Origin of the sequence: Phaeobacter sp. NW0010-22, assembly GCF_040365955.1 — a bacterium.
Lineage (GTDB): Bacteria > Pseudomonadota > Alphaproteobacteria > Rhodobacterales > Rhodobacteraceae > OMPR01.
The window spans coordinates 44245-68548 of the sequence record NZ_BAABWT010000005.1 but is presented as its reverse complement, the minus strand read 5'-3'; the positions used below and the strand labels follow the sequence as shown (position 1 = coordinate 68548).

23 protein-coding genes and 1 tRNA gene are annotated in these 24304 nt (G+C 51.8%); 15 read left to right on the top strand and 9 right to left on the bottom strand.

All coding sequences use genetic code 11. The features are described from left to right. Positions 1-4: 4 nt before the first annotated feature. Positions 5-1000 carry an NADPH:quinone oxidoreductase family protein gene (locus tag ABWV33_RS12130; RefSeq protein ID WP_353331027.1) on the bottom strand — a complete coding sequence of 332 codons (996 nt, stop codon included), beginning with the start codon at positions 998-1000 and terminating at the stop codon, positions 5-7. Positions 1001-1135: 135 nt separating this feature from the next. Between ABWV33_RS12130 and ABWV33_RS12125 the strand changes: the two genes are divergently transcribed. From ABWV33_RS12125 to ABWV33_RS12085, 9 genes are all read left to right on the top strand, one after another. Beyond that, on the top strand, positions 1136-2299 hold the full coding sequence (locus ABWV33_RS12125) for an acyl-CoA dehydrogenase family protein (RefSeq protein ID WP_353331025.1): 1164 nt from the start codon (positions 1136-1138) through the stop codon (positions 2297-2299). A 4-nt stretch (positions 2300-2303) separates the two neighbouring features. Then, complete coding sequence (locus tag ABWV33_RS12120) at positions 2304-3419, top strand: acyl-CoA dehydrogenase family protein (RefSeq protein ID WP_353331023.1); 1116 nt, start codon at positions 2304-2306, stop codon at positions 3417-3419. A 9-nt stretch (positions 3420-3428) separates the two neighbouring features. Then, positions 3429-4250 carry an SDR family oxidoreductase gene (locus tag ABWV33_RS12115; RefSeq protein ID WP_353331021.1) on the top strand — a complete coding sequence of 274 codons (822 nt, stop codon included), beginning with the start codon at positions 3429-3431 and terminating at the stop codon, positions 4248-4250. A gap of 11 nt (positions 4251-4261) precedes the next feature. Continuing rightward, the gene (locus ABWV33_RS12110) at positions 4262-5191 is read left to right on the top strand and encodes an SDR family NAD(P)-dependent oxidoreductase (RefSeq protein WP_353331019.1); all 930 of its coding nucleotides are present in this window, start codon (positions 4262-4264) and stop codon (positions 5189-5191) included. Positions 5192-5219: 28 nt separating this feature from the next. Then, a complete protein-coding gene (locus ABWV33_RS12105; protein WP_121999581.1) occupies positions 5220-6230 on the top strand; it encodes an NAD(P)H-dependent flavin oxidoreductase in 1011 nt (336 codons plus the stop codon). Between the two features lie 3 nt (positions 6231-6233). Next, positions 6234-6884: a histidine phosphatase family protein gene (locus tag ABWV33_RS12100; protein ID WP_353331017.1), complete on the top strand. Its 651-nt coding sequence runs from the start codon at positions 6234-6236 to the stop codon at positions 6882-6884. A 13-nt stretch (positions 6885-6897) separates the two neighbouring features. After that, a complete protein-coding gene (locus ABWV33_RS12095; protein ID WP_353331015.1) occupies positions 6898-7926 on the top strand; it encodes a phosphotransferase family protein in 1029 nt (342 codons plus the stop codon). An 11-nt stretch (positions 7927-7937) separates the two neighbouring features. After that, entirely contained in the window at positions 7938-8738 is an 801-nt protein-coding gene (locus tag ABWV33_RS12090) for an IclR family transcriptional regulator (RefSeq protein ID WP_353331013.1), read from the top strand. 101 nt (positions 8739-8839) lie between these two features. Further along, the gene (locus ABWV33_RS12085; RefSeq protein ID WP_113824232.1) at positions 8840-10081 is read left to right on the top strand and encodes a branched-chain amino acid ABC transporter substrate-binding protein; all 1242 of its coding nucleotides are present in this window, start codon (positions 8840-8842) and stop codon (positions 10079-10081) included. A 38-nt stretch (positions 10082-10119) separates the two neighbouring features. Here ABWV33_RS12085 and ABWV33_RS12080 read toward each other — a convergent pair whose 3' ends face one another. The 3 genes from ABWV33_RS12080 to ABWV33_RS12070 are packed head-to-tail and all read right to left on the bottom strand — an operon-like array spanning position 10120 to position 12049. Further along, the gene (locus ABWV33_RS12080; RefSeq protein WP_353331011.1) at positions 10120-10716 is read right to left on the bottom strand and encodes a 2-hydroxychromene-2-carboxylate isomerase; all 597 of its coding nucleotides are present in this window, start codon (positions 10714-10716) and stop codon (positions 10120-10122) included. After that, the gene (locus ABWV33_RS12075) at positions 10713-11444 is read right to left on the bottom strand and encodes an SDR family NAD(P)-dependent oxidoreductase (RefSeq protein WP_353331009.1); all 732 of its coding nucleotides are present in this window, start codon (positions 11442-11444) and stop codon (positions 10713-10715) included. The genes ABWV33_RS12080 and ABWV33_RS12075 overlap by 4 nt, the downstream gene beginning before the upstream one ends. Further along, positions 11444-12049, bottom strand: coding sequence for a glutathione S-transferase family protein (locus tag ABWV33_RS12070; protein WP_121999586.1), 606 nt, complete (start codon positions 12047-12049; stop codon positions 11444-11446). The genes ABWV33_RS12075 and ABWV33_RS12070 overlap by 1 nt, the downstream gene beginning before the upstream one ends. Positions 12050-12231: 182 nt before the next feature. Between ABWV33_RS12070 and ABWV33_RS12065 the strand changes: the two genes are divergently transcribed. From ABWV33_RS12065 to ABWV33_RS12050, 4 genes are read left to right on the top strand one after another with little or no spacing between them, the layout of a single operon-like run. Next, positions 12232-12981 carry an enoyl-CoA hydratase/isomerase family protein gene (locus ABWV33_RS12065; protein ID WP_353331007.1) on the top strand — a complete coding sequence of 250 codons (750 nt, stop codon included), beginning with the start codon at positions 12232-12234 and terminating at the stop codon, positions 12979-12981. 55 nt (positions 12982-13036) lie between these two features. Next, positions 13037-14275, top strand: a complete 1239-nt coding sequence (locus tag ABWV33_RS12060; RefSeq protein ID WP_353331005.1) for a serine hydrolase domain-containing protein — start codon at positions 13037-13039, stop codon at positions 14273-14275. Beyond that, positions 14272-16233 (top strand): acetoacetate--CoA ligase, encoded by a 1962-nt coding sequence (locus ABWV33_RS12055; protein WP_353331003.1) that lies wholly within the window; start codon positions 14272-14274, stop codon positions 16231-16233. The genes ABWV33_RS12060 and ABWV33_RS12055 overlap by 4 nt, the downstream gene beginning before the upstream one ends. Positions 16234-16243: 10 nt before the next feature. Further along, the gene (locus ABWV33_RS12050; RefSeq protein ID WP_353331001.1) at positions 16244-17113 is read left to right on the top strand and encodes an acyl-CoA thioesterase; all 870 of its coding nucleotides are present in this window, start codon (positions 16244-16246) and stop codon (positions 17111-17113) included. Here ABWV33_RS12050 and ABWV33_RS12045 read toward each other — a convergent pair whose 3' ends face one another. The 3 genes from ABWV33_RS12045 to ABWV33_RS12035 form a co-directional block, all read right to left on the bottom strand. After that, entirely contained in the window at positions 17114-17884 is a 771-nt protein-coding gene (locus tag ABWV33_RS12045) for an SDR family oxidoreductase (protein WP_113824225.1), read from the bottom strand. 459 nt (positions 17885-18343) lie between these two features. Beyond that, positions 18344-18544 carry a hypothetical protein gene (locus tag ABWV33_RS12040; RefSeq protein WP_353330999.1) on the bottom strand — a complete coding sequence of 67 codons (201 nt, stop codon included), beginning with the start codon at positions 18542-18544 and terminating at the stop codon, positions 18344-18346. Positions 18545-18729: 185 nt separating this feature from the next. After that, a complete protein-coding gene (locus ABWV33_RS12035; RefSeq protein WP_353330998.1) occupies positions 18730-19848 on the bottom strand; it encodes an acyltransferase family protein in 1119 nt (372 codons plus the stop codon). A 180-nt stretch (positions 19849-20028) separates the two neighbouring features. On the opposite strand from ABWV33_RS12035, the gene ABWV33_RS12030 reads away from it, so the two are divergent. After that, positions 20029-20102 (top strand) — tRNA-Gly (locus tag ABWV33_RS12030). A gap of 43 nt (positions 20103-20145) precedes the next feature. On the opposite strand, the gene ABWV33_RS12025 is transcribed toward ABWV33_RS12030, so the two are convergent. Both ABWV33_RS12025 and ABWV33_RS12020 read right to left on the bottom strand, forming a co-directional pair. After that, positions 20146-21906: a SulP family inorganic anion transporter gene (locus tag ABWV33_RS12025; RefSeq protein WP_353330996.1), complete on the bottom strand. Its 1761-nt coding sequence runs from the start codon at positions 21904-21906 to the stop codon at positions 20146-20148. 160 nt (positions 21907-22066) lie between these two features. After that, complete coding sequence (locus ABWV33_RS12020; protein WP_353330994.1) at positions 22067-23293, bottom strand: acyl-CoA dehydrogenase; 1227 nt, start codon at positions 23291-23293, stop codon at positions 22067-22069. 97 nt (positions 23294-23390) lie between these two features. Between ABWV33_RS12020 and ABWV33_RS12015 the strand changes: the two genes are divergently transcribed. Next, complete coding sequence (locus ABWV33_RS12015) at positions 23391-24302, top strand: LysR family transcriptional regulator (RefSeq protein ID WP_353330992.1); 912 nt, start codon at positions 23391-23393, stop codon at positions 24300-24302. Positions 24303-24304 lie beyond the last annotated feature (2 nt).

Here is a 24304-nt window from a genome sequence, read left to right as displayed (position 1 = left end):
GCCTTTAGTCCAGCGTGATAACCACTTTGCCCATCACCTTGCGGTCCTGCATCATCTCCAATGCTTGCGGGACCCCAACCAATGGGAAACGCGCCGAAATCTGCGGTTTGATCTTACCCTCTGCATAGAGGCGGAACAGGTCTGCCATATTTTCGGCATGACCCTTGGGTTCCTGAAATACGGATGCCCCCCAGAAAACGCCCACGATCTGGCTGCCTTTCAACAAGGTCAGATTCAATGGAATTTTTGGGATGCCTGCAGGAAAGCCAACGACCAGAAAACGTCCTTTCCAAGCCATCGCGCGTAGGGCGGGTTCTGCATAATCTCCGCCGACAGCATCATAAACGACATCGACACCTTGGCCTCCTGATAGCTTTTTGATTTCGGCTGAAAGGGCACGCTGGGCATCGCGGTCTAACTCTCTCGGGTATACGATAGTTTCATCGACGCCAATCTGGCGGCAGAACTCAGCTTTTTCATCTGACGATACTGCGGCGATGACTTTGGCCCCGGCAGCCTTAGCCAATTCAATAGCAGCCGCACCAACACCGCCTGCCGCACCGAGGATCAGCAAAGTTTCACCCGGTTGAATTTGAGCGCGATCCTTAAGCGCATGGTGCGACGTCCCATAGGTGAAAATGAAACAGGCGGCATCCTCAAAAGTCATTTCATCGGGTATTTTGACTGCTGCGCTGGCTTTGATGTTTAGATGCGTGACAAAGCCGCCATGCCCTGTGAGGGCCAGAATGCGATCCCCTTCGGTGAAACCGCTAACGCCTTCGCCAATGGCCAAAACCTCGCCCGCAATCTCCCCACCCGGCGCAAACGGGCGCTGCGGCTTCATCTGGTAAAGATCCCGGATTATCAATGTATCTGGAAAGTTCACACCCGCCGCACGAACCCGGATCAACAACTCGCCCTTACCCGGTGTCGGGTCTGCCATTTTAGTCAATTCAAGTGTTTCGGGGCCACCTACGGCCACGCTCAACATCGCTTCCATTCGTCAATCTCCTTGGTGGAAAAACCACCGTACTGCCATTTGACGTGAAGTCTTGGGACCGCTCTGCCTGTTGTCAACCGAATTTCGAAATGCAATTCTGCATAGCGAAACAGATATATGCGGGTAGGAGGAAGCATGACAGAGGACGCGGATCAGCTAGAGGTATTTCGCAGCGAATTGCGTGACTGGCTTGAACAAAACTGCCCTGCATCGATGCGTGATGGTGGCAATGACGAGGCTAGCATCTGCTGGGGCGGAAAGAACTGGGACTTTACGTCAGATGACCAGCGTACCTGGCTACAACGCTGCGTCACCAAAGGGTATACAGTGCCGACGTGGCCGGTCGAGTACGGTGGAGCAGGTCTGAGCCGGGCGCAAGAGAAGGTTTTCCACGAAGAAATGGCGGCGATTGACGCCCGCTATCCCTTGCAGAGTTTTGGCATTTGGATGCTTGGACCCGCTCTTTTGCACTTTGGGACTCATGAGCAGAAACTGCACTATCTTCCACCGATTGCACGAGGCGAAGTGCGATGGTGCCAGGGCTATTCTGAGCCGGGTGCTGGCTCGGATCTGGCCAACGTCCAAACCAAATGTGAGGACAATGGCGATCACTGGTTGGTCAATGGTCAAAAAATCTGGACCTCATACGCAAACAAAGCTGATTGGATCTTTGCACTGGTTCGCACAGATAAGGATGCGCCCAAACACAAAGGGATCTCTTTTGTATTGATCGATATGGAAACACCGGGTGTTTCTACACGACCAATCCAGCTGATTTCTGGTGTATCTCCGTTTTGCGAAACGTTCTTTGATGATGTGCCCTTTCCCAAGAAACAAGTTGTTGGTGAAATCAATCGGGGTTGGGATGTTGCGAAATACCTACTGACCCACGAGCGCGAGATGATTTCAGCCGGTGGCGGATCCATGGGCGGTGGTCGTGCCTTGGGGGCTGTGTTGGCTGACAGTGAGACGGGGCTTAGCGATCCGATACTCCGCGGAGACGCGATGCGCGCCGAAGTTGACACATTGGCGGTCGAGCTGACGCTGGAACGCTACAAAGATCAATCCGAATCCGGGCAGGGCACGGGCGATGCTTCGGCCATGTTGAAATACATGGGCACCGAGCTGAACAAACGACGGTTGGAGCTTGTTATGGCGGCCGGTGGTGCAGACGCTTTGGAATGGGATGACGGGCGCGCACCCAATTGGCTTCGCACCAAAGCTAATTCAATCGAAGGCGGGACATCCGAAGTGATGCTGTCAATCCTATCCAAACGCGTTCTTGGGCTTCCGGGGTAAGAAAATGGCAAAACTGGTAATAACAGAAGAAGAAGTCATGCTCGCGGATGCGGCACGCGGTTTTCTTGACGATGCTGCACCCGTTTCACATCTGCGCGGATTGCGCGATTCTGGGCAAACTCAAGATGCGGCATTGTGGAAGTCCATGGCCGAAATGGGCTGGGCTGGTATTCTTGTTCCCGAAGACGCGGGCGGCTCAGATATGGGCCATGCCGCTGCCGGTGTTCTGGCTGGTGAAATGGGCAAAACGCTTGTATCATCACCTTTTATTGCGACAGCGGTGATCGCTGCGACGGCGTTGCGACAGGCCAGTGATACACGCGCAACCGAGGCTCTGCGCCAGATTGCGTCGGGCGACGTTACATATGCGCTTGCTGTTGACGAAAGCGCCAAGTTCAATCCGGAAGCCTCGCAACTCGAAGCGCGTCGCGAAGGCAATGGTTTCCGTCTTTCAGGTGAAAAGCGGTTTGTTGTTGATGGTGGGAACGCGGATCGCATGCTGGTTCTGGCTCGAACCAATGATGGGTTGACCCTATTTGATTTACCGACCGATCGACCAGGTATCACACGCGAAGCCAAAGCGATGATTGATAACCGAAATGCGGCTTTGGTCAATTTCGACAATGTCGAAGCGAACGGTGAGGATGTGTTGGGAGAGGTCGATGACGCAATGCGTGTTCTGAAACCAGCACTCGAAGCCGGGCAGGCCGCACTTGCGGCTGAAATGGCTGGCCTTGCCGCTGGCGCGTTTGGAATGACGGTTGAATACCTGAAAGAGCGCAAGCAGTTCGGTATTCCGATTGGAGCGTTTCAGGCCTTGCAACACCGTGCTGCGCATCTGTGGTGCGAGTGTGAAGTGACAGCTTCAGCGATCTTGAACGCTGGTCGCGCATTGGACCAAGACCCAGAGAACGCCTCTATGGCTGTGTCTCTTGCCAAAGCCCGCGCAACAGAGACAGCACAGCTCGCGGTTCAAGAAGGCGTGCAAATGCATGGGGGCATCGGCATGACCGACGCCTTTGATATGGGCTTTTACATGAAGCGCGCACGTGTCGCTACGGAATGGTTGGGCGACTATGGATATCACGCTAACATTATCGCGCAAGCGCGCGGATTCTAAGGATTAACTATGACACCCGAAGCACTTTTTTCACTTCACGGTAAAACAGCTCTGGTTACGGGCGGCGCAACTGGCATTGGTCGCATGGCGGCCGAATCGCTCGTGCGTGCAGGGGCACGCGTCCTTATTGCGTCTCGTAAAGCAGACGCTTGCGAAGCCGTGGCGCAGCAACTGAACGATCTAGATGCGCCTGGCACCGCCGAAGGGTTCGCTGGCGATGTTGGCACCAAAGAAGGGGTTGATGCGCTCGTTGCTAGCGTAAAAGAGCGGACTGAAACACTTGATATTCTTATGAATAATGCTGGGGTTACTTGGGGCGCACCGCTTGGCCAATTTCCGCACGAAGCGTGGGAAAAAGTGATGGCCGTCAACGTCTCTGGCGTGTTTGATCTCACTCAGAAACTATTGCCAATGTTGATTGAATCTGGATCTGTCGATGATCCAGCGCGTGTTGTGAACGTTGGATCTGTCATGGGCGAAATCCCTATGGGAGATGGCGCTTATAGCTATGCCGCATCAAAAGCCGCGGTGATCCATATGAGCAAGATTTTAGCTAAAGAATTGGCGGGACAAGCCGTGACTGTCAATTCTCTTGCACCGGGCCCCTTTGTGTCGCGGATGACCGCCTTTGCGACTGCAGATGAGGATATGCGTGAAAAAGTTGGAGGCGATGTTCCTTTGGGGCGCGTCGGACGTGACGAAGATATCGCCGGATGCATGTTGTTCCTTTGCGGACGCGGCGGCGCTTATATCACAGGCGCGGTTATCCCCGTTTCTGGCGGTATTAATGTGATGTCGGGTCATAATCTTTTCGAAAAAGCAATGCATTAAGGGACGCAGTTATGGATATTCGATTTGACGATCGCGTCGCGATTGTAACGGGTGCTGGAACGGGCCTTGGACGCAGTCATGCATTGGGTCTGGCGGCACGCGGTGCAAAGGTTGTGGTCAACGATCTAGGCGTCTCAACAGATGGTCAGGGTCGTTCGTCCGATGCCGCTGAAGCTGTGGCCGAAGAAATTCGTGCAGCCGGGGGCGAAGCCTTTGCGCACGGAGCGGATGTCTCCTCTGAGGCGGAAGTGGCCGATATGGTCGCTAAAACCATGGACACATGGGGCCGCATCGACATTCTGGTCAATAATGCCGGTATTCTTCGCGACAAAACGTTCGGCAAAATGACGATGGATGATTTCCGAAAAGTGGTTGATGTCCATTTGATCGGCAGCGCGAACTGCACGCACGCGTGTTGGCCAATTTTTCGTGCCCAAGGATACGGGCGCGTGGTGCTGACCTCATCCGGGTCCGGCCTGTATGGGAATTTTGGTCAGGCCAACTACGGGGCCGCCAAGGCCGCCATGATGGGCCTGATGAATGTTCTCCATCTGGAAGGCGCTCGCGAAGATATCCGCGTGAATTGTCTGGCTCCGACGGCCGCCACGCGCATGACTGAAAGCTTAATGCCACCTGAAGCCCTTGAATTGCTCGCACCAGAAACCATCACTCCCGGTCTGCTATATCTTGTCAGCGAAGATGCTCCGTCTCGTGTGATTATGTCGGCAGGCGCTGGCTGTTTCGCTCAAACGCGCGTTTATGAAACGGATGGAATCTTGTTGCAGGGGGATGAAATCACTCCTGAAAACGTGGCCGCGCAGATGGACCAAATGCAGAATGCAATCAATCAGCAAGAGCTGACAGATGCCTTTAGCCAAACAAAAAAATATGCCCGCAAAGCTGCCGAAGCGCGTGGCCTTTCTCTCCCTTGGGGTGAGTGACCTTAATTTTTCACGACAAGGTGTTGAAATGAAAGACAGTAACTGGACACGCGACGACAGCCATCTGCCGAAAGCCCTGCGTGGGCTGCGGATCCCATTGATCGGTTCACCGTTGTTTATCATTTCGGTTCCCGAATTGGTGATTGCACAATGCAAAGCGGGCATTATCGGGTCGTTTCCCGCACTGAACGCCCGCGAAGCCGAGGGTGAACCTCCCTTGCTGGATGCGTGGCTCAAGCAAATCACCGAAGAACTGGACCGTCACAATCAACAAAATCCAGATAATCCAGCCGCGCCCTATGCGGTGAACCAAATCGTGCATCGGTCAAACACGCGTCTGGAACGAGATCTGGAGATATCCGCCAAATGGGAGGTGCCTGTTTGGATTACGTCGTTGGGTGCACGGGTCGAAGTAAACGAAGCAGCGCATTCCTGTGGTGGCGTGGTTCTGCACGATATCATCAACAACACATTCGCAAAAAAGGCGATTGAAAAAGGTGCGGATGGCTTGATTGCTGTTGCCGCGGGTGCCGGCGGTCATGCTGGCCAACAATCGCCGTTGGCGTTGATCCGTGAAATCCGGTCGTGGTTTGACGGGCCTCTTGCCCTGTCCGGGGCCATCGCTAGTGGCGAGGCATTGCTGGCAGCGCGCGCTTTGGGGGCTGACTTTGGCTACGCAGGTTCTCCCTTTATTGCGACAAAAGAGGCCAACGCCCAAGAAGAATACAAACAGATGATCGTGGACAGCACAGCGGAAGACATCATTTATTCGTCACTGTTTACGGGTGTACATGGCAACTATCTTAAAAAATCCGTCGAACGAGCGGGAATGGATCCAAATGATCTGCCATCTGCAGACTCTTCGTCGATGAATTTCGGACAGGGGTCTTCCAAACCAAAAGCCTGGAAAGAAATCTGGGGATCGGGGCAAGGTATTGGCGACGTCCAAGACGTAGTAACTGCAGGGGAGCTGGTCGATCGGATCGATCAGGAATACCGCGCTGCAGGTGCACGGCTGGCATCCGAGTTCACCGGGTGAATCATGGCTGAACTTCTGGTTGTCCGGCACGCTCAGGCGTCTTTCGGAACTGACAATTATGATCGTCTAAGCGATCTGGGCCACCAGCAATCAGAGATGGCTGGTGCCGCCCTGCGAGAGATGGGATGGGTCCCTGACCGCTTGGTGACTGGCTCGTTGACCCGCCAAAAAGAAACGGTTGCGTCGATGGGGTATGATGCGATCCCCGAAGAACATCCCGGGTTCAATGAGTATGACTTTGATGATCTGTTGCGCGTTAAATTTGGGGGAACGATCCCCGATCTTGTGCGTGGAGATCGCAAAACGCATTTTCGCACGTTGCGAGAAACCTTGCGGGAATGGCAAGCTGGCGGCTTAGAAGGTGCAAGCGAAACCTGGATCAACTTTAAGACGCGCTTGCAGGACGCACAAACGTTCGCTGTGGACACGGATAAACAACGAGTGTTGGTTGTCAGCTCAGGTGGCGCAATTGGGCAGCTGGTCGCAAATTGTCTAAATGCTCCGCCTGAACAGATGATTGCGTTGAATCTACAGGTCAAAAACACGGCTATGACAAAATTCATTTTTTCAAGCCGCGCTTTCTTTCTGCATGAATTCAATACCACACCCCATTTTGCTACACCTGATGCAGCAAAATTGCTGACCTACAGCTGATGAGGAGCCCAACATGAGCAATACAGCACAAACGCTAGATCTGACGGCCGTTGATGCGTATTTGAGCGCCAATTTGCCAGGATACCAAGGCCCATTGGAGGCCGACAAGTTTGCAACAGGGCAGTCGAACCCAACCTTTTTGTTGAAAACACCGACGCGCAATTATGTGTTGCGTCGCAAACCACCCGGTGTTTTGCTTAAATCCGCCCATGCAGTTGATCGGGAATTTCGCGTCCAGCGCGCGCTTGCTGACAGCGAAGTGCCTGTCGCCAAGATGCATCTTCTTTGTGAAGATGATGCGATCATTGGGTCCTCATTTTATATTATGGATCATTTGGACGGGCGCAATTTCTCTGAACCGACCATGCCTGATGAAAGCAATGAGACCCGCACAGCGGTGATTGATGAAATGAACCGGGTGCTTGCAGCCCTGCATATGGTTGATATCGATGCTATTGGATTGTCCGATTATGGCCCACCGGGCAATTACTTCGAGCGTCAGATCGGGCGCTGGTCCAAGCAATATAGGGCATCTGAAACTGATAAAGTCCCGGAAATGGACCAGTTGATCGAGGCTTTGCAATCAAACATGCCAGCAGATGATGGACAACGTACATTGGTGCATGGCGACTATCGTATCGATAACATGATGTTTGAAAAAGACGGAACCAAATGCCTTGGCATTCTGGATTGGGAGCTTTCGACCATTGGTCATCCCTATGCGGATCTTGCCGCGGTAATCATGCAATGGCAGATGCCCGTTGGAAACGAAGGACGTGGCATGGCAGGGATTAACCGGGCTGCCCTTGGCTTGCCCTCTGATGCAGAGTTTATTGCCAAGTATTGCGAGCGCCGTAGCTTGAATGGAATTGAAAATTTCGGATTCTATCTGTCTTTCAACTTTTTTCGAATGGCAGCCATTATTCAGGGGGTCCTTAAACGCGCCCTAGATGGCAATGCATCCAACCCTGAACGCGCGATCACGCTAGGCCAGTATGTGCCGGTCTTTGCAAAACGCGGGTTAGAGGCGCTGGACATGTAACGGAGCTTGGTATGGGTGGTCAGGGAAATAACGCTGCGGGTCTTGAGGATCCTAAAGATCGCAATTTTGTTACGGCTCTTTCTCGTGGGCTGGACCTGTTGTGTTGCTTTCGCCCAGGAGAGGTTTCTCTGAGTAACCTGGATTTTTCGGAGCGGACCGATCTACCCAAACCGACAATATCTCGGTTGACCTATACCCTGTGTCGTTTGGGTTATCTTGTTAACGACTCCCAATCCGGGACGTATCGGTTGGGGGTCGGGGTTTTGAACCTTGGATTTGGGGTTCTGTCCGGTATGGATATTTGTGACCGCGCATCAGATGTATTGCGATCCCTCCGTAACAGCGGCAACTCTTACATCACCGCCGCTCTGGGTGAGGCACATCGCAGCGACGTCATCTATGTTGCTGTTCACCGGTCACGCGAAGATGTGTCTTTATCGATGCACGTTGGGTCAAGGTTGCCCTTGTTTCGATCCGCCATTGGTCGGGCCATTCTTGTTGGCCTTGCCGAACAAGATCGCGAAATCATGATAAAACAAAGCGCAAATGATCTAGGCGTGCCTGCGTCTGAGTTGTGGGACAGCTATGCTGCGGCACAAGCTGAGTATGATAAAAAGGGCTACTGCTCTGGATTTGGTGATTGGCGCGCGGATGTAAACGGGATCGCAGTGCCAGTGCGATCGTTGAACAATGCCCGGGTTTATGGGTTGAATGTCGGTGGGCCAAGTTTTCATGTTTCACCAGAGCAACTAGAACGCGAATATTCCCCTCAATTGATCGAAGCGGCCAATTTCCTCAGCCTCAAGCCCTGACAAATGGATCAAACTGTTGACTTTGTGAGAGTATGTGCAAGCCTAAGAAAGCCACGGCAAACAACAAACGCCGGGCTTGGATTAGGGAGGAGAAATCCAAAATGCGCACTATTACAAGGTTTGGTTTGTCTACCGCACTTGCATTGGTTGTAAGTGCATCTGCTGGCTTCGCCGAAAATATCAAGATCGCTTTTATTGATCCGTTATCAGGACCTTTCGCCGCTACGGGCGAAGATGGTTTGCATCAATATGAATTTGCCGCAGATCAGCTGGTGAATCAAAAAGGGGGCGTTCTTGGTGGGCAAGAATTCGAAATCGTCCCATTTGACAACAAGATCAGCGCCAAAGAATCCCTGATCCAACTGCAAGTAGCTATTGATCAAGGCATCCGGTTCATTGCACAGGGGAATTCTTCAGGTGTTGCGAATGCTTTGACTGACGCAATCAAAAAACATAACAAACGCAACCCAGACAAACGCGTTTTGTTTCTGAACTATTCCGCTGTCGACCCGGCGCTTACAAATGACAAATGTAATTTCTGGCATTTCCGTTTCGACGCCAACGCTGACATCAAAATGGACGCCCTGACGGATGTCATCGCTGAGAAAGATGAAATCAAGAAGGTTTATGTGATCGGCCAAGACTATTCCTTTGGTAAGGCGGTCGCAGCAGCGGCAGTCAAGTTCCTTGGCGAAAAGCGACCTGATATCGAAATCGTCGGCAACGAGCTGCACCCAATCGGGAAGATCAAGGATTTCACCCCATATGGCCGTAAGATCATGGCCGCCGAAGCGGATGCTGTGATCACCGGTAACTGGGGCGCGGATATGCGCGGTCTGGGCAAAGCCATTCTGGAAAACGGGTATGAGGGGCCGATTTATACATATTATGCTGCCGGAACAGGGATCACAGCCGCCTTTGGTGAATCTGGAAAAGGTTCATTGAAGTTGGTTGGCGAAGGGCAAATCAACCCACCAGTTTCGGATCGCGCAGATGCTTATTCCAAAGCATTCAAAGCCCGGTACCCTGATGATGATCTAGGGCAGCCACGTATCGCCAATGTGATGGAGATGCTTGCACGTGCGATCGATGATGCGGGGTCAGCCACTGATGTAGTTGCAATTGCGCATGCACTTGAAGGCATGGAGCACGACTCGATTTGGGGAACCAAAATCAAGATGCGCGAATCTGATCACCAGGCGATCCAAGCTGTTCATATTCAGGGGCATACCGATCAGGTCACCCACGATATGGACAACTCTGGGTATGGGCTTCTGGTTGAGAACACGGTGGACATGGCTGCAGCCGACAGCCCCACAACGTGTAAGATGAAGCGTCCATAAATCTATTCTGAGCCCGTCAAACCTTGGCGGGCTCATCACTACTTCATATATATTTCAATATCTTGCAATGCGTTCTTTCCGAAAAATGGTTCATCATCAACAAACATAAATGGGCTACCAAACACTCCGCGATCAACCGCACTCGTTGTTGCAGTCACTAGGGTGTTTTTAACATCAGGATCTTGCGTCGCTTCTAGAAATTCTTGAGTTGGCAAGCCTGCTTCGTTCAAAACTTCTTGTATAACAGACGGATCATCCATTTTTTGACCATGTACCCACATGGCTTCAAAAATGGCGTCGCGATATGTCGTCTCCCAAGGTTTTCCTTGAGCAAAAACCGCACCTCGCATGATGCCCAGAGTTACAACAGGAAAAAACGGATTCATATGGAACGTCAATTTGTGGTGTTCAACGAACCGTTTTATTTCAATGGCTTGGTAGGCAAGCTTATGTTTCACATTAGCAAACGCAGCCATCGGGCTTTGATTGTTGGTTGCCTTGAAAACACCACCCAACAGGATCGGGTGGTATCGTACTGACGCATTATTTGCCTGAGCCAAATTCGGCAATACCTTATGCACAAGATAGGCGTTCGGGCTTCCAAAATCGAAATAGAAATCAATAACTTGTTTCACCATTTTTCTCCATACGGGCGTAGATCCAATTCAAACGTCCAGGCATCCCGGTTCTGCTGGTGTAACATCCAATATGCTTCGGCCACGGAGTTTGGGTTCATCAACGTGTCAGGCGGGAGTGTATCAGGATTTCCTCCAGCCTGCTTGATCCGTTCCCTCACAAAGGCTGTATCAACGCCCGCATCTATGACCAGATGGGCCACGTGGATGTTCTTAGGCCCCAGTTCTTTCGATAAGCTCTGCGCCATGGCGCGTAGTCCTGCTTTGCCCGCAGCAAAAGCCGCAAAGCCGTCGTTCCCGCGCATGGAGGCAGATGCGCCAGTGAAGAAAATGGATCCCCGTTTGCGTGGCACCATACTACGTGCGGCTTCGCGTGCAGTCAGGAAACCCGCAAAGCATGCCATCTCCCATACTTTTCGGAAGACACGCGAAGTGGTTTCTTGGATTGGAAACCGTACGTTGCCGCCAACATTAAAGATGACCGCCTCTAACGGGCCAATATTATTTTCAATTTGGGCGAACGTTTCGACCACGGACTCTTCGTCTCGCGCATCCATGCCAAAGGCATGGGCCTGTGCGCCCATAGCTTCGATTTCGGTCACCAACGGCGCGAGCTTATCACCATTGCGACGTCCCAGGCAGACCGTGAAACCGCCTTGGGCAAACCGCTTTGCGATTGCGGCACCAATGTAATCACCAGCCCCAACGATTAAAACAACAGGAGCCATCACAAGGACCACGCTTTTTGCAAGGCGGGGCGCGCCATCAGCCGATCCGCATAGGCTTGAAGATTGGGTTTATCGCTCAGATCACCACCCATGCGCCCGGACATGATTACCGAATGCCCGGTCATAATGTCCGCTCCGGAAAATTCACCCGCAAGGTATTGCCGTCCGTCCATATGATGCTCAACAACAATCAACATTTGGTTCAACAGTTTGAGCGCACGTTTCGCATGAGCTTCTGAACGTCGATCCGGTGGGAGGAGGATCGTTTCGACCACAATTGTATTGATCGGTGGCATAATCATGCCCTCACAATAATGAAGCCATTGCAAATAGTTAGGAAACTCCTCTGAATTCACGTCGGGGGAAAGCCTGCCATCGGCGTAGCGCTCGAGTATGTATTGAACAATGGCTCCGGATTCAAAGATAGAAACATCACCATCTTCCAAGGAGGGGACGCGACCCATCGGGTGAATCTCACGATAGGATGGATCTCGCATGGCCTTGTCACCTAACGAAAACTTTTCAATCTCGTAGGGCAGTTCCAACTCTTCAAGAAGCCAGGCTATGCGCACGGCACGGCTGTTTTGAGCATAGTATAGTTTCATTTGTCCTCCGGATGTCTCAACAGGTCGCAGGTCAGTTTCTCCCGAGCGTAAAGAGATGAGTAAAACTCTGTCAACGAATGTAAAAACGACGTTGCGACCCAAGGTTATATTGGTTTCCCTCCTATAAGCTCTCGACGCAGATCAACCCGGCCCGCTACTGTTCTAGAACGGAGGAGAGACACATGACATCACGAGCAAACTTGACGCGCAAAGACCACGGCGATGGCGTGGTCGAACTGGTTTTAGGACGTGCACCAGTGAATGCGTTAAGCGCGATCTTTTTGATGGATTTCGCTGCTGAGATTGAAGCGTTGGGTCAAGATGATGCAGTTCGTGCAATCGTTATTTCCAGCAATTTCAAGGTGTTTTCAGCCGGGCTTGATTTGCGCGAGGCACAGGCGTTCGATTTACCTCAACAAAACGCGATCGTCGAAGGTTTGAATGCAGGTTTTCTAAAATTGTTTGACTGCCCAAAACCAACGGTTTGCGCCGTTAATGGCGCAGCTATTGCCGGGGGCCTGTTCTTTGTCTTGGCAAGCGACCTGCGCGTCTCCAATACAAAAGCGTCATTTGGTTTGGCCGAAGTGCGTGTCGGTGCAGATTTCCCGGTAGGTCCATTAGAAATCGCCCGCGCAACTTTGGACCCCAACATGTTGCGCCGTCTGATGCTTACCGGATTTCCGATTGATGCTGAAACAGCGCACCGCGCAGGTATTATTGATGTCCTGGACGAAACGCCTATTGAAAAGGCCATCTCCGAGGCCCGGAAATTGGGCAAAAACCCACCTAAAACGTACGCTTCGATCAAACGCCAAATCCGCGGTGAAACAATCACTTTGATCGAACGGACGATGCAAGAGCAAGCCAAGACCCCCAATAATGGTTGGTTCAGCGATGAAACCAAATCGGCAATGCAGCGCATGATTGGCTAACTTCGTGTTCTGATTTCACCTGCCATATCCAAATATTTCAAAGGGGTAAAATTCTATGGTCACCGATTTCAACGGACACGGATTTAACGTTCAACGACTAGATCGCATTGGCAATTGGATGCAAGCCTATGTTGATCAACGAAAATACGCTGGCAGCTCTGTCTTGATCAAACAAGGCGGCGTAGAGGTGTATTTCAACGCCTGTGGTCAACGCAGTGTCGAAAACGATCTGCCATTTGAACGGGATACTGTTGCACGCATATATTCGATGACTAAACCGATCACGACGGTCGGGGTGATGATGCTAGTTGAACGTGGGCTGTTCACGCTCGACACGCCGATCTCGAAATTCATCCCTTCTTTTAGTGACATGCAAGCCCTTGTTCCCGGAGCAACGGCGATTGACCAGGTTACGCCGTGTGCGACACCGACGGTGCACCACCTTTTGACCCACACCAGCGGGTTAAGCTATCCCTTCAACCCCGGCGTTTTGGCGCAAGAGATGGAGGCACAGGATCTTGTGTTCAAGCCGCGCGGCGGCACCTTGGCAGAGCAAGTTGAGTTGGTCGCCGCTTTGCCATTGGCTTTTGAACCGGGTACGCGATGGGAATACTCGGTTGGCATCGACATACTTGGTCGCATCATCGAAATCGTATCTGGGAAATCCCTCGATCAGTTTTTTCAGGATGAAATTTTCCTTCCACTCGGCATGACTGATACTGAATTTAGTGTTCGTAGCCAAAATATTAATCGGTTCGCCTCACTCTATACACCGCTTGAAGGCAACGCCATGGACCTGAATGCCGCTCAAATCGGGGGGTCGTCTTTGCGCCTTGCTGACGAAGCAGGCAGTTCCCCATTTGAAGCCGCAACAGTTTGGTCTGGCGGTGGCGGGCTATTGGGAACTCTAGATGACTATATGCTTTTTGCAGAAATGATACGGCAGGGAGGTAAAGGCCGGGAAGGGCACTTGCTCAGCCCAAGAACCCTGGAATTCATGATGTCGAACCATCTGCCCGGTGACATTGCATCCATGGGCCCACAGAGTTTTGCTGAACAACCGATGGAGGGCATGGGCTTTGGTTTAGGCGGTGCTGTTGTCTTGGACCCGGCACGCGCGCGCTGTCCCGGCAGCATTGGCGATTTCAGTTGGGGCGGCATGGCCTCAACTTTCTTTTGGGTGGATCCAGTTCTCGACCTGTCTGTTGTCTTCTTCACTCAACTTTCTCCCTCTAGCAGCTATTCGTCTCGCGCAGAGCTCAAAGCCCTTATTCACGGAGCCCTTTTAACATGACAGATCTTCGACCCATCTTGTGGAAACCATCGAAGGAACGCGCAGATAGTAGCCGTATGGCTGAGTTTACTGGTTGGCTAGAACAGACGCGGAATATGCAGTTCGACGATTACCAAGCCTTATGGCAGTGGAGCGTGAATGATCTGGACGGGTTCTGGTCTGCGGTTTGGGAATTTTTCGGGATTCAGTCCAGCGCGCCGCATTCGGCGGTTCTTGCTGACCGCAAGATGCCAGGCGCCGTCTGGTTTCCCGGAGCAAAGATCAACTTTGCGCAACAGATGCTGTTGCACGCTGCCAAGACCCCAAATGATCCATGCCTGATCGTGCAATCAGAAACATTTGGCAGGACCGAATTGTCTTGGGGCGAATTCGCGGCACAGGTGGCTAGTGTTGCTCAGCATTTGAAATCAATGGGGGTCGGGCAGGGCGATCGGGTTGTGGCGATTTTGCCGAACACCGAAACTGCCTTTGTGGCTTGCCTCGCGACGGCCAGTATCGGGGCCATCTGGTCCCTGTGCGCACCCGACATGGGGCATGTCGCGATCTTGGACAGGTTCCGTCAAATCGAACCTAAGGTGCTGATTGCTCAGGATGGGTATGTTCATGCCGGCAAAATGATTGATCGATCCGACGTCCTCGAAACGATCAGAAACGGTTTACCAACTCTAGAACAAACTGTGCTGGTGCCGGTGATCGGGCAGGTCAGTAAAGGGGTCCACGCCTGGTCTGATCTGATCCATACCAAAGCAGAGCTCGAGTTCGCGCAGGTACCTTTTGATCACCCCCTTTGGGTGGTGTATTCTTCGGGGACCACAGGCAATCCGAAACCGATTGTCCACGGTCATGGCGGTATTTTACTCGAAGGGAGCAAACAATCCCTGCACCAAGATTTAAAGGCCGGTGACCGGTTCTGTTGGTTAACGTCATCGGGCTGGGTCATGTGGAATGCTCAATTTGTGGCGTTGGGGCAGGGTGCCTCGGTGTTGATGTATGACGGTGCCCCGAACCACCCGGATATGATGACCGTCTGGCGCAGTGTCGCACAGGAACGTGTCAACTATTTCGGGGTTGGCGCGGCCTATGTCACGATTTGCGCAAAAGCCGGGATCCGGCCTTGTGATGATCTTGATTTGAGTGCGCTCAGGTCGCTGGGAACAACTGGGTCGCCATTGACGTCAGATGGGTATGATTGGATCTATGACGCCGTACGTCCTGACATCTGGCTCGCGCCCATTTCTGGTGGCACCGATTTTTGTGGCGCATTTGTAGGAGGCAATCCCATGCTTCCGGTACGCGCTGGTGAAATGCAATGTCGTGCCTTGGGGAACGCCGTTCGCAGCTTTGATGCGCATGGCACTGAATTAATTGGAGAAGTTGGAGAGCTGGTTTGCACTGAACCATTGCCCTCGATGCCATTGTTCCTGTGGGGAGATGAAGACGGTCAGCGGCTTTACGAAAGCTATTTTGATACTTATCCCGGTATTTGGCGTCATGGCGATTGGATTGAGATCACCGAAGAGGGTGGATCCGTTATTTACGGTAGATCTGATGCGACGATCAACAGACAGGGTTTGCGACTGGGTTCTTCTGAAATCTATCAGGCGGTCGAAGGTCTGAGCGAGGTGTTGGATACACTTGTCATTGATCTAGAATTCCTCGGGCGCGACAGCTTTATGCCGCTGTTTGTTGTACTGGCTGAAGGCGAACTTCTGGATGACGCCATGAAAGCCAAGATCAACGGAGCAATACGCGAGTCCGTCTCAGCTCGTTTTGTACCTAACGAAATCGTCCAGATCGCCGAAGTTCCGCGCACAATGTCCGGTAAGAAGCTGGAGGTTCCTGTTAAAAAGCTGTTATTGGGCGGGGACCCTGTAAAAGTCGTCAACCGGGACTCGATGGTGAACCCAGAGAGCTTTGATATATTTGTCGACTATGCAAAGGCTTTGAACAACACATGAGGTCGAACCCATGACAGAGGCGGAGCAGAAACTCCTTGATCTTTTGGACATCGAGCAACTCGAGGTCGACCTGTTCCGTGGCCAAGGCTCGGGTGGTGAAACACCCACCCGGATCTATGGCGGGCAAGTCATTGCACAGGCATTGGCAGCTGCCTATCGAACGGTCCCTGATCGTCTGTGTCATTCATTGCACGCCTATTTCATTCGCCCGGGTGATCCGTCAATTCCAGTGATATATTCCGTAGATCGTGCACGAGACGGCGGATCGTTTACCACACGGCGAGTGGTTGCGATCCAACATGGGAAGCAGATCTTGAACCTTTCGGCGTCGTTCCATACCGAGGACGAAGGATGGGACCATCAACACCCCATGCCCCCAGTCGCAGAACCTGACGCCCATGAAACACGCGAAGCGGTCAGAGATCGCTATCTTGACCGGATTCCTGAAAAGCACAGATCAGAATATTTGCGGGAACGTCCGATCGAGGTGCGTGAAGTTGACCCGCTTGATCTGTTCGAGCCAAAGCCTAGCGAAGACGCTCATAATCTTTGGTTTCGCATGGCTGCTGCTGCTGGGAAGAACCCTAAGTTTCAACATATTCTGTTGGCCTATGCTTCGGATATGGCTTTGCTCAGTTCTGGCTTGCGGCCCCATGGGTTGAGTTGGTTCACCCAACAAGTGAATGGTGCCAGCCTGGATCATACTATGTGGTTTCATGCCCCCATAGCGTTCAACGATTGGCACCTCTACACGATGGATTCGCCATGGACAGGTCGCGGTCGTAGCTTCAACCGGGGGTCAATTTATTCCCAAGACGGCACATTGGTTGCAAGCGTGGCGCAAGAGGGGCTCATGCGTCCGCAAAAGCCCCGTAGCTGATCAAAGCGTGCCGCCAAATTGGCGGTTCAGCTTGCGCATTCCTCCGAGCCAACGATCATAGTCGGCTGTTTTCATGCGCATATAATCCAGAACTTGAGGATGCGGCAGCACAAGAAAATGCCCATCCCGGATAGCATCGACACAGGCCTGTGCAACGGGTTCCGGCTCAAGCATTCCGTCCAAGGCGGCCACGGACTCTTCGTGACCCCGTGTCATCTCAGAACGCACGGCCTGAGGACACAGGACAGAAACACCAATCCCATCATCCGCATGTGTCATCGCCAACCATTCGGCAAGACCCACGGCGGCATGTTTGGTCACGCCATAAGGCGCTGCACCCACTTGGTTCAGTAATCCAGCAGCCGAGGCAGTATTTAGCAAGTACCCACCACCACGCGCAGTCATTAACGGCACTACATGTCGCGCGGCCCAAACATGAGACATGACATTGATGTCCCAAATCCGCTGCCAGTCGTCATTTGGTGCATCCACTCCCCCGGTCGTAAGAATACCAGCATTGGAACAGAACAAATCAATCGGCCCAATTTCAGATTCAACATGATCAATCAGGTTTTTGATCTCAGCCTCAATCCCGACATTCACTGAAAACCCAACGCCACCGATTTCATCGGCGCAGGCCATCGCTCCATCGGCGTTCAGGTCGGCGCACACAACGCATTTCGCGCCTTCTTGCGCAAACTTTACTGCCAGAGCCTTACCGATACCGCTAGCTGCACCAGTAACCACAACGATCTTATTTTTTATTTCCATCTCAGTTCCTTACGTCCACATGTTCAAACCGTTACAGACGGCAAGCGCCTGTTTGGTCATATATTGACTGACCTCTGAGGCCAGTTCATCCGGCTGCCCCAAACGGCGGAGCGAAATGTCATTTTTGATTGGATTATCAATATCAAGACTTTCCCAAAGTGCGCGCACAAAACCCGTGCGGAAAAACTTTCAATTTCTGTACTTGAAAAGATGGTCGTTCAACGCCACCAGAGACAACTGAATTTAGCATTTTCAACAGGTTGCTATACTTTTTTAGTCGAAAAATCACAGATTGAGTTGGGGCACCAATATACCGAGTAACATGTTCTTGTTTAGCCAAAGGATCCGCAGTCTTTGCGTTCCAATTGTTTACGAACAAGTCTTTTGCGCCCGCGAGCAGGTTCAGAAGAAAGCCCGGATGTGAGGTCATTACGTGCATTCGCGGTTTAGTAGTGAGGGTCATAGAGCGCGGTGCCAGTGCTGCGCCGTCCTCTGAACCAGAAAATCAGGGCAGGTGAGCATCGTCAGGCTGACACGGTCACCGAAGTTACTACCTAACTTTTGGGTCAAACACTTGGCTACACCTTTGATATCACGCAAGAACCCACCCTTAGGACATATAAAAATCAAGTGTGTTGTTGGTGCGATTTCATCAGTCATGACACGTTCTCCCCACACGTAGTGATCCTGACAAAAGCAAACGGACCAATGCGCCGTCAAACTCTAATCATCAAAGCATATTCTGCCAATACAGCGTATCTAAATGACGTTGGGCACTTTTTGGGTATGTCTTAATTTACATAATCATGATTATACGCTATGTGTATCCTGGCATATGCCAGCCCTTACCTTTGGGTTTTATACCGAAGTTTGAGAAAGCGTGTTTCATACAGGCGAAAACTCAGCTCAGCGATACAAATGGAAATCGCGCTGTAAACCAGGAAGATTATCCAGCCCTCATCTGTACCAAGCTTGGGTAAGATGAGGGTTGCGATATGCAATCCGATCAAGTGGTACAGGTAAACACCATAGCTAATTTCGCCAACACGAATAAACGGTGACCACTCAAATACACAACGCAGCTGGTGATCTTCGCGGATTACGATACTTGCCAGACATGATGCCATGGCAAGATGTAAGATAAGGTTTGGCCACCCTGTCATGTCCGCTGGCAATATTTGAATCAAGATAAGTAAGGTTGTGAATAAGATTGGGCTCGACCACTTGGACCCAAATAGTTGGGCAAACCGACGAAAACTCTCGCGCTTGTGCAGCAGAACCGCCAGTCCGGATCCAATAAGGATTGGAGCATAAGTTGCTGTGAACATTTTAAAAAGTAGCGGATAGGCTTCAATCGGTTGAATGCCAATCAAACGCAACCCACCTGTCACAGCGACAAGATTGAGAAAAATTAACACTACAAGAAGTGGCAAAATGGAACGCCGTGGCATAAGCAGCAAAAGCATTGGCCAGATCAGGTAATACTGTTCCTCAACCGACAAAGACCAAGTTGGTGCTAACATGGGAATGTCTTCTACCAAAAAGTTGGACAGGAAGAGATAGTAAAACGGAACAAGCTCAAGAAGCTCACCCATCCCTTTGATACCAATGTAATAAATCGAAATGGCCGTCACTACCAAGAAGTACACTGGAACAATCCGTAAAATTCGGCGCCAATAGAACCCTTTAAGCGAAAAGCGCCCTGTTCGATCCTCTTCCCGCAAGAGCAGCGTAGTTATCAAGAAGCCGCTGAGAACAAAGAAAAAATCTACCCCTAGAAACCCTCGCGTCAGGATCCTTTGAGGATCAGAGAGCTGTGTCCATATGGGGGCGTGATGCCACAAAACGGCGAAGATACAAAAGAACCTTAGGCCGTTCAGACTGCCGAAATAGCGCACACTAAGATACTGATCATGATCAGGGTAAACTGAAGATGGTTCTTGGCTTATTGTATCGCTTGTCACGGTTTGTGTATCACCCTGCCCGGCCTAGTTGCTTCATCAGTAATTGAAGCGCTGTTCCTATGCTATGGTGTTGTCGCACCAGGTGTCATCTCTAAGATCCAATAAGCCCATATTTTTGCGATCAGATGCGGCGCAATGGCCTTGAAACCCCGTCAGCAACTCTGTAACACACAACGTGTTGCGGGTATGGTGTAGTGGTAGCGCGCCGGCTTCCCAAGCCTGAAGTGCGGGTTCGATTCCCGCTACCCGCTCCAATTCAACGTTGAAATGTCTCAGTTTTTGTCTGAACGCATCAGTTCAGGCCACGTGTTCGGCGACATCGTCATTCTGCAGCAACTCTTTGAATGCATTGTATTGGGACAAGAATACGCGACCAGTCAATTCCTCAAGGAAGTGGCTCCGTTTTAGCCGATCCATGACGGGCCCTTTGACTTCGGACAGATGCAACTGAATGCCCAGATCCTTTAGACGTTGGTTTATAGCCTCTAGCGATTCAAGCGCGCTCAGGTCAATTTCATTTACTGCCGAACACATCAGGATCACATGGCGGAGCTCACCTGTATTCTGGTGCGCCCGCGAAAGAACGAGATCCTCCATCCGACGCGCGTTTGCAAAGTACAGGCTTTCGTCAATCCGCAGAGTGACCAAGCTGGGTTCCACAATCACGCTGTGACGTTTGATATTGCGAAAATGCTGTCCACCTGGAACCAAACCAACCTCGGCGACATGGGGGCGCGATGTTTTATATACATACAACAACAGAGAAAGGCCGACGCCGCTGGCAACCCCAACTTCAACCCCTGCCCCCAGAGTTAACAGGATGGTTGCTGAAACAGCGGCAAAATCCGCCTTTGAATAGTCCCATGCGCGTTTCAGGATGGAGAGATCGACCAAAGACAAGACCGCAACAATAATAGTCGCCGCCAAGGTAGCCTTTGGCAGGAAATACAGCATCGGTGTTAAAAACATCGCCGCGACCAACAACCCAATTGCGGTAAAGGCACCAGCGGCTGGCGTTTCCGCCCCCGCATCAAAGTTCACCACCGAACGCGCAAACCCACCCGTCACGGGATACCCGCCAGACAGAGCGGATGAAACGTTTGACGCACCCAATGCGATCAATTCCTGATTAGGGTCGATACGTTGTTTCCGTTTGGATGCAAGCGTCTGAGCGACTGAAACACTTTCGACATATCCAATGACTGAAATAAGAACAGCAGGCCCAACCAAAGCCGGTATCAACTCCCAATCCAGCATAGGGATACCAAATGGCGGCAGTCCGGTTGGAACGGTTCCAACGACGGCCACACCAAACGCAGGCAAATTGAAAGCCCAGGCCAGAACCGTGGTTCCTATCACAGCGAAAATCGGGCCAACGCGGGCGATGGTTTTGGCTAGGTTGGGCTCTAGGCCCAGCTTATTTTGTAGGGTCTGCGCCATGCCCTTGCGCACCCACACCAGAAACCCAAGCGCCAGCGTACCAATCAACAAAGTCGCAAAGCTCATTTCCGGTAGGTGGTGCACCAAGCCACTTAAGATTTCAGGTAAAGTATGACCATGTACCGAAACACCCAGTATGTGTTTCAACTGACTGGCGGCAATCAACAAACCCGAGGCCGCGATGAAACCAGCGATCACTGGGTGGGACAGAAAATTAGCCACAACCCCCAATCGCAACGCTCCCATTGCAAGCAATATGGCACCCGATAACAAGGCAAGCACAGCCGCCGCTGCGATATAGGCCGGCAAGCTTTCCAAACCCAACGGGGCCAAAGCGGATGCCGTCATCAGGGAAACCACGGCCACCGGCCCAACCGCAAGCACACGGCTGGTCCCAAACACGGCATAGGCAACCAGGGGCAAAATCGATGCATAAAGCCCAACTTCAGCAGGTAAGCCCGCCAACAAAGCATAGGCCAACGACTGCGGTATCAGCATGATCGTGACGATAACAGCGGCCGTCAAATCCCCCATAAAATTGGCGTGATTATACCGGCTTCCCCAATCTAGAATTGGAAACAACGGGAAGAGTTTTTTCTGGTTGGTAAATAATCGCATTGCCCTGCCCCGTGCCCATCGTATTTTGGCTCTGCGCCAATAAATACATTCAAGTATCTATATGTGTATGGGTAAGGTTTTGTGAACCCCTAAAGGTTCAAAGGCATAAAAAAAGCACGCGCCCACAAGGACACGTGCTTTTCGGGGTCTAATTCAGTACTTAGTAGAAGGCTTGCAAACCTGTCTGTGCGCGACCCAATATCAGGGCGTGTACATCATGTGCCCCTTCATAGGTGTTCACGGTTTCTAGGTTCACCATGTGACGGATAACATTGAATTCAAGGCTGATGCCGTTGCCGCCATGCATATCCCGGCTCATCCGTGCGATGTCCAATGCTTTGCCGCAGTTATTGCGTTTAATAATAGAAATCATCTCGGGTGCCGCATTTGCTTGGTCCATCAAACGACCAACACGCAACGATGCCTGCAAACCCAGTGCGATTTCTGTCTGCATATCAGCCAGTTTGCGCTGATACAGCTGTGTGTGTGCCAACGGGCGGTTGAATTGGTGACGATCAAGGCCGTACTGACGTGCGCCAAACCAGCAAGCTTCGGCAGAGCCCATGACACCCCAACTGATGCCATAGCGTGCTCGGTTCAGACAGCCAAACGGACCTTTCAACCCTTGTACGTTTGGCATCAAAGCGTCTTCGCCCACTTCGACACCGTCCATGACAATCTCGCCCGTGACCGAGGCGCGCAGGCTCATTTTGTTCAGGATCTTAGGGGCGCTCAGGCCTTTCATACCTTTATCCAAGATGAAGCCACGGATCTTGCCATCGTGTGCATCGGATTTTGCCCAAACCACAAATACATCCGCGATGGGCGCATTTGAGATCCACATTTTCGATCCAGTCAAACGATACCCACCGTCTGTCTTTTCAGCACGGGTTTTCATGCCGGCCGGGTCACTGCCTGCATCGGGTTCAGTCAGACCAAAACAGCCAATGAATTCACCAGAGGCCAGTTTGGGCAGATATTTCATACGCTGCTCTTCGCTGCCATAGGCATAGATCGGATACATGACGAGGCTGGATTGAACCGACATCATCGAGCGATATCCGGAATCAACACGCTCAACTTCGCGCGCAACCAGACCATAACTGACATAGCCTGATCCCAAACCTCCGTACTGTTCGGGCAAAGTTACACCCAACAGGCCCATTTCACCCATCTCACGGAAAATTTCCGGATCAGTTTCTTCGTTTTGAAACGCATCCGTTACGCGCGGTTGCAGTTTTTCCTGCGCATAGGCACGGGCACTGGCCGCGATCATACGTTCGTCTTCTTCCAGTTGATCGTTCAAACGAAACGGGTCTTCCCAATCAAATGAGCTGAGATCAGGTGCATCTTTGGCACGCAGGGTTGGTTTTGCCGGGGCGTTCATGGCGCTGTCTCCAAATAACAAGTTGTGTGGAGTTTATCGTGCGAAAAGTTCAAAAAACAGCGAGACTTTCGCATGCTTTCATGAGTAAAACGCATACATGAGCACATCACGCCGATTTCTCCCCTCTATTTCTTCGCTTCGTGCGTTGGAAGCTTTGGATCGCCTTGGATCAGCATCGGCCGTTGCCGAGGAACTGAACCTGACCCAAAGCGCGGTATCCCGACAGCTTCAGACCCTAGAGACACAAATGGGCATTGACCTTATCCAACGCGATCGAAAGCGACTGTCGCTTACTGCTTCGGCTCAGGACTACGTCATTGAGATCCGACAGGCCCTGAACCAGATTGCACAGGCGTCCTTACGGTTGCAGGTCGCCCCTGTCGGCGGCACATTGAACCTTGCGATATTGCCGACCTTTGGGATGCGGTGGCTGATGCCACGTTTGCCCGAATTTTCGCGCCTGCATCCCGATGTGACAATCAACATGTCCACACAGTTGCGGCCTTTCAATTTTGCCACCGAACCCTTTGATGCTGCCATCCATTTTGGCATTCCAAATTGGCCTGATACCGATGCATTGATGCTAAAGAAAGAGCGCGTATTACCCGTTTGCGCGCCTTCTCTTATACAGCAGAATTTGAACGTTTCCCCGCAGCAATTGCTACGACTTCCTTTGTTGCACATTCAAACCCGTCCGAATGCCTGGCAGGATTGGTTCAGAGAAATGGGGGTTGAGAACGAAGCGCCACTTGCAGGGACGCTGTACGATCAATTTTCAACCATTACCCAAGCCGCATTGCACGGATTGGGTGTAGCCTTGATGCCTGAGTATTTAATTGAACAAGACTTGGCGACGGGCCGGCTGATCGCCCTCAGCCCCAAAGCGATCGAAGCCAATGGGGCCTATTACCTGGTCTGGCCACGCAATAAATCGCGGGACCAATCTTTGACGGAATTCCGTCATTGGCTGGCCTCGAAAGCCCAACCAGAAGACGACCTGCCGCGTTAAGT

What these genes read in the sequence shown, in the direction of transcription:
- ABWV33_RS12065 (WP_353331007.1), top strand. Translation starts at nt 12,232, where the DNA reads ATGACATCACGAGCAAACTTGACGCGCAAAGACCACGGCGATGGCGTG.
- ABWV33_RS12075 (WP_353331009.1), bottom strand. Translation starts at nt 11,444, where the DNA reads ATGGCTCCTGTTGTTTTAATCGTTGGGGCTGGTGATTACATTGGTGCC.
- ABWV33_RS12020 (WP_353330994.1), bottom strand. Translation starts at nt 23,293, where the DNA reads ATGAACGCCCCGGCAAAACCAACCCTGCGTGCCAAAGATGCACCTGAT.
- ABWV33_RS12105 (WP_121999581.1), top strand. Translation starts at nt 5,220, where the DNA reads ATGAAAGACAGTAACTGGACACGCGACGACAGCCATCTGCCGAAAGCC.
- ABWV33_RS12095 (WP_353331015.1), top strand. Translation starts at nt 6,898, where the DNA reads ATGAGCAATACAGCACAAACGCTAGATCTGACGGCCGTTGATGCGTAT.
- ABWV33_RS12125 (WP_353331025.1), top strand. Translation starts at nt 1,136, where the DNA reads ATGACAGAGGACGCGGATCAGCTAGAGGTATTTCGCAGCGAATTGCGT.
- ABWV33_RS12025 (WP_353330996.1), bottom strand. Translation starts at nt 21,906, where the DNA reads ATGCGATTATTTACCAACCAGAAAAAACTCTTCCCGTTGTTTCCAATT.
- ABWV33_RS12120 (WP_353331023.1), top strand. Translation starts at nt 2,304, where the DNA reads ATGGCAAAACTGGTAATAACAGAAGAAGAAGTCATGCTCGCGGATGCG.
- ABWV33_RS12055 (WP_353331003.1), top strand. Translation starts at nt 14,272, where the DNA reads ATGACAGATCTTCGACCCATCTTGTGGAAACCATCGAAGGAACGCGCA.
- ABWV33_RS12045 (WP_113824225.1), bottom strand. Translation starts at nt 17,884, where the DNA reads ATGGAAATAAAAAATAAGATCGTTGTGGTTACTGGTGCAGCTAGCGGT.
- ABWV33_RS12115 (WP_353331021.1), top strand. Translation starts at nt 3,429, where the DNA reads ATGACACCCGAAGCACTTTTTTCACTTCACGGTAAAACAGCTCTGGTT.
- ABWV33_RS12015 (WP_353330992.1), top strand. Translation starts at nt 23,391, where the DNA reads ATGAGCACATCACGCCGATTTCTCCCCTCTATTTCTTCGCTTCGTGCG.
- ABWV33_RS12085 (WP_113824232.1), top strand. Translation starts at nt 8,840, where the DNA reads ATGCGCACTATTACAAGGTTTGGTTTGTCTACCGCACTTGCATTGGTT.
- ABWV33_RS12070 (WP_121999586.1), bottom strand. Translation starts at nt 12,049, where the DNA reads ATGAAACTATACTATGCTCAAAACAGCCGTGCCGTGCGCATAGCCTGG.
- ABWV33_RS12060 (WP_353331005.1), top strand. Translation starts at nt 13,037, where the DNA reads ATGGTCACCGATTTCAACGGACACGGATTTAACGTTCAACGACTAGAT.
- ABWV33_RS12130 (WP_353331027.1), bottom strand. Translation starts at nt 1,000, where the DNA reads ATGGAAGCGATGTTGAGCGTGGCCGTAGGTGGCCCCGAAACACTTGAA.
- ABWV33_RS12090 (WP_353331013.1), top strand. Translation starts at nt 7,938, where the DNA reads ATGGGTGGTCAGGGAAATAACGCTGCGGGTCTTGAGGATCCTAAAGAT.
- ABWV33_RS12040 (WP_353330999.1), bottom strand. Translation starts at nt 18,544, where the DNA reads ATGACTGATGAAATCGCACCAACAACACACTTGATTTTTATATGTCCT.
- ABWV33_RS12100 (WP_353331017.1), top strand. Translation starts at nt 6,234, where the DNA reads ATGGCTGAACTTCTGGTTGTCCGGCACGCTCAGGCGTCTTTCGGAACT.
- ABWV33_RS12110 (WP_353331019.1), top strand. Translation starts at nt 4,262, where the DNA reads ATGGATATTCGATTTGACGATCGCGTCGCGATTGTAACGGGTGCTGGA.
- ABWV33_RS12050 (WP_353331001.1), top strand. Translation starts at nt 16,244, where the DNA reads ATGACAGAGGCGGAGCAGAAACTCCTTGATCTTTTGGACATCGAGCAA.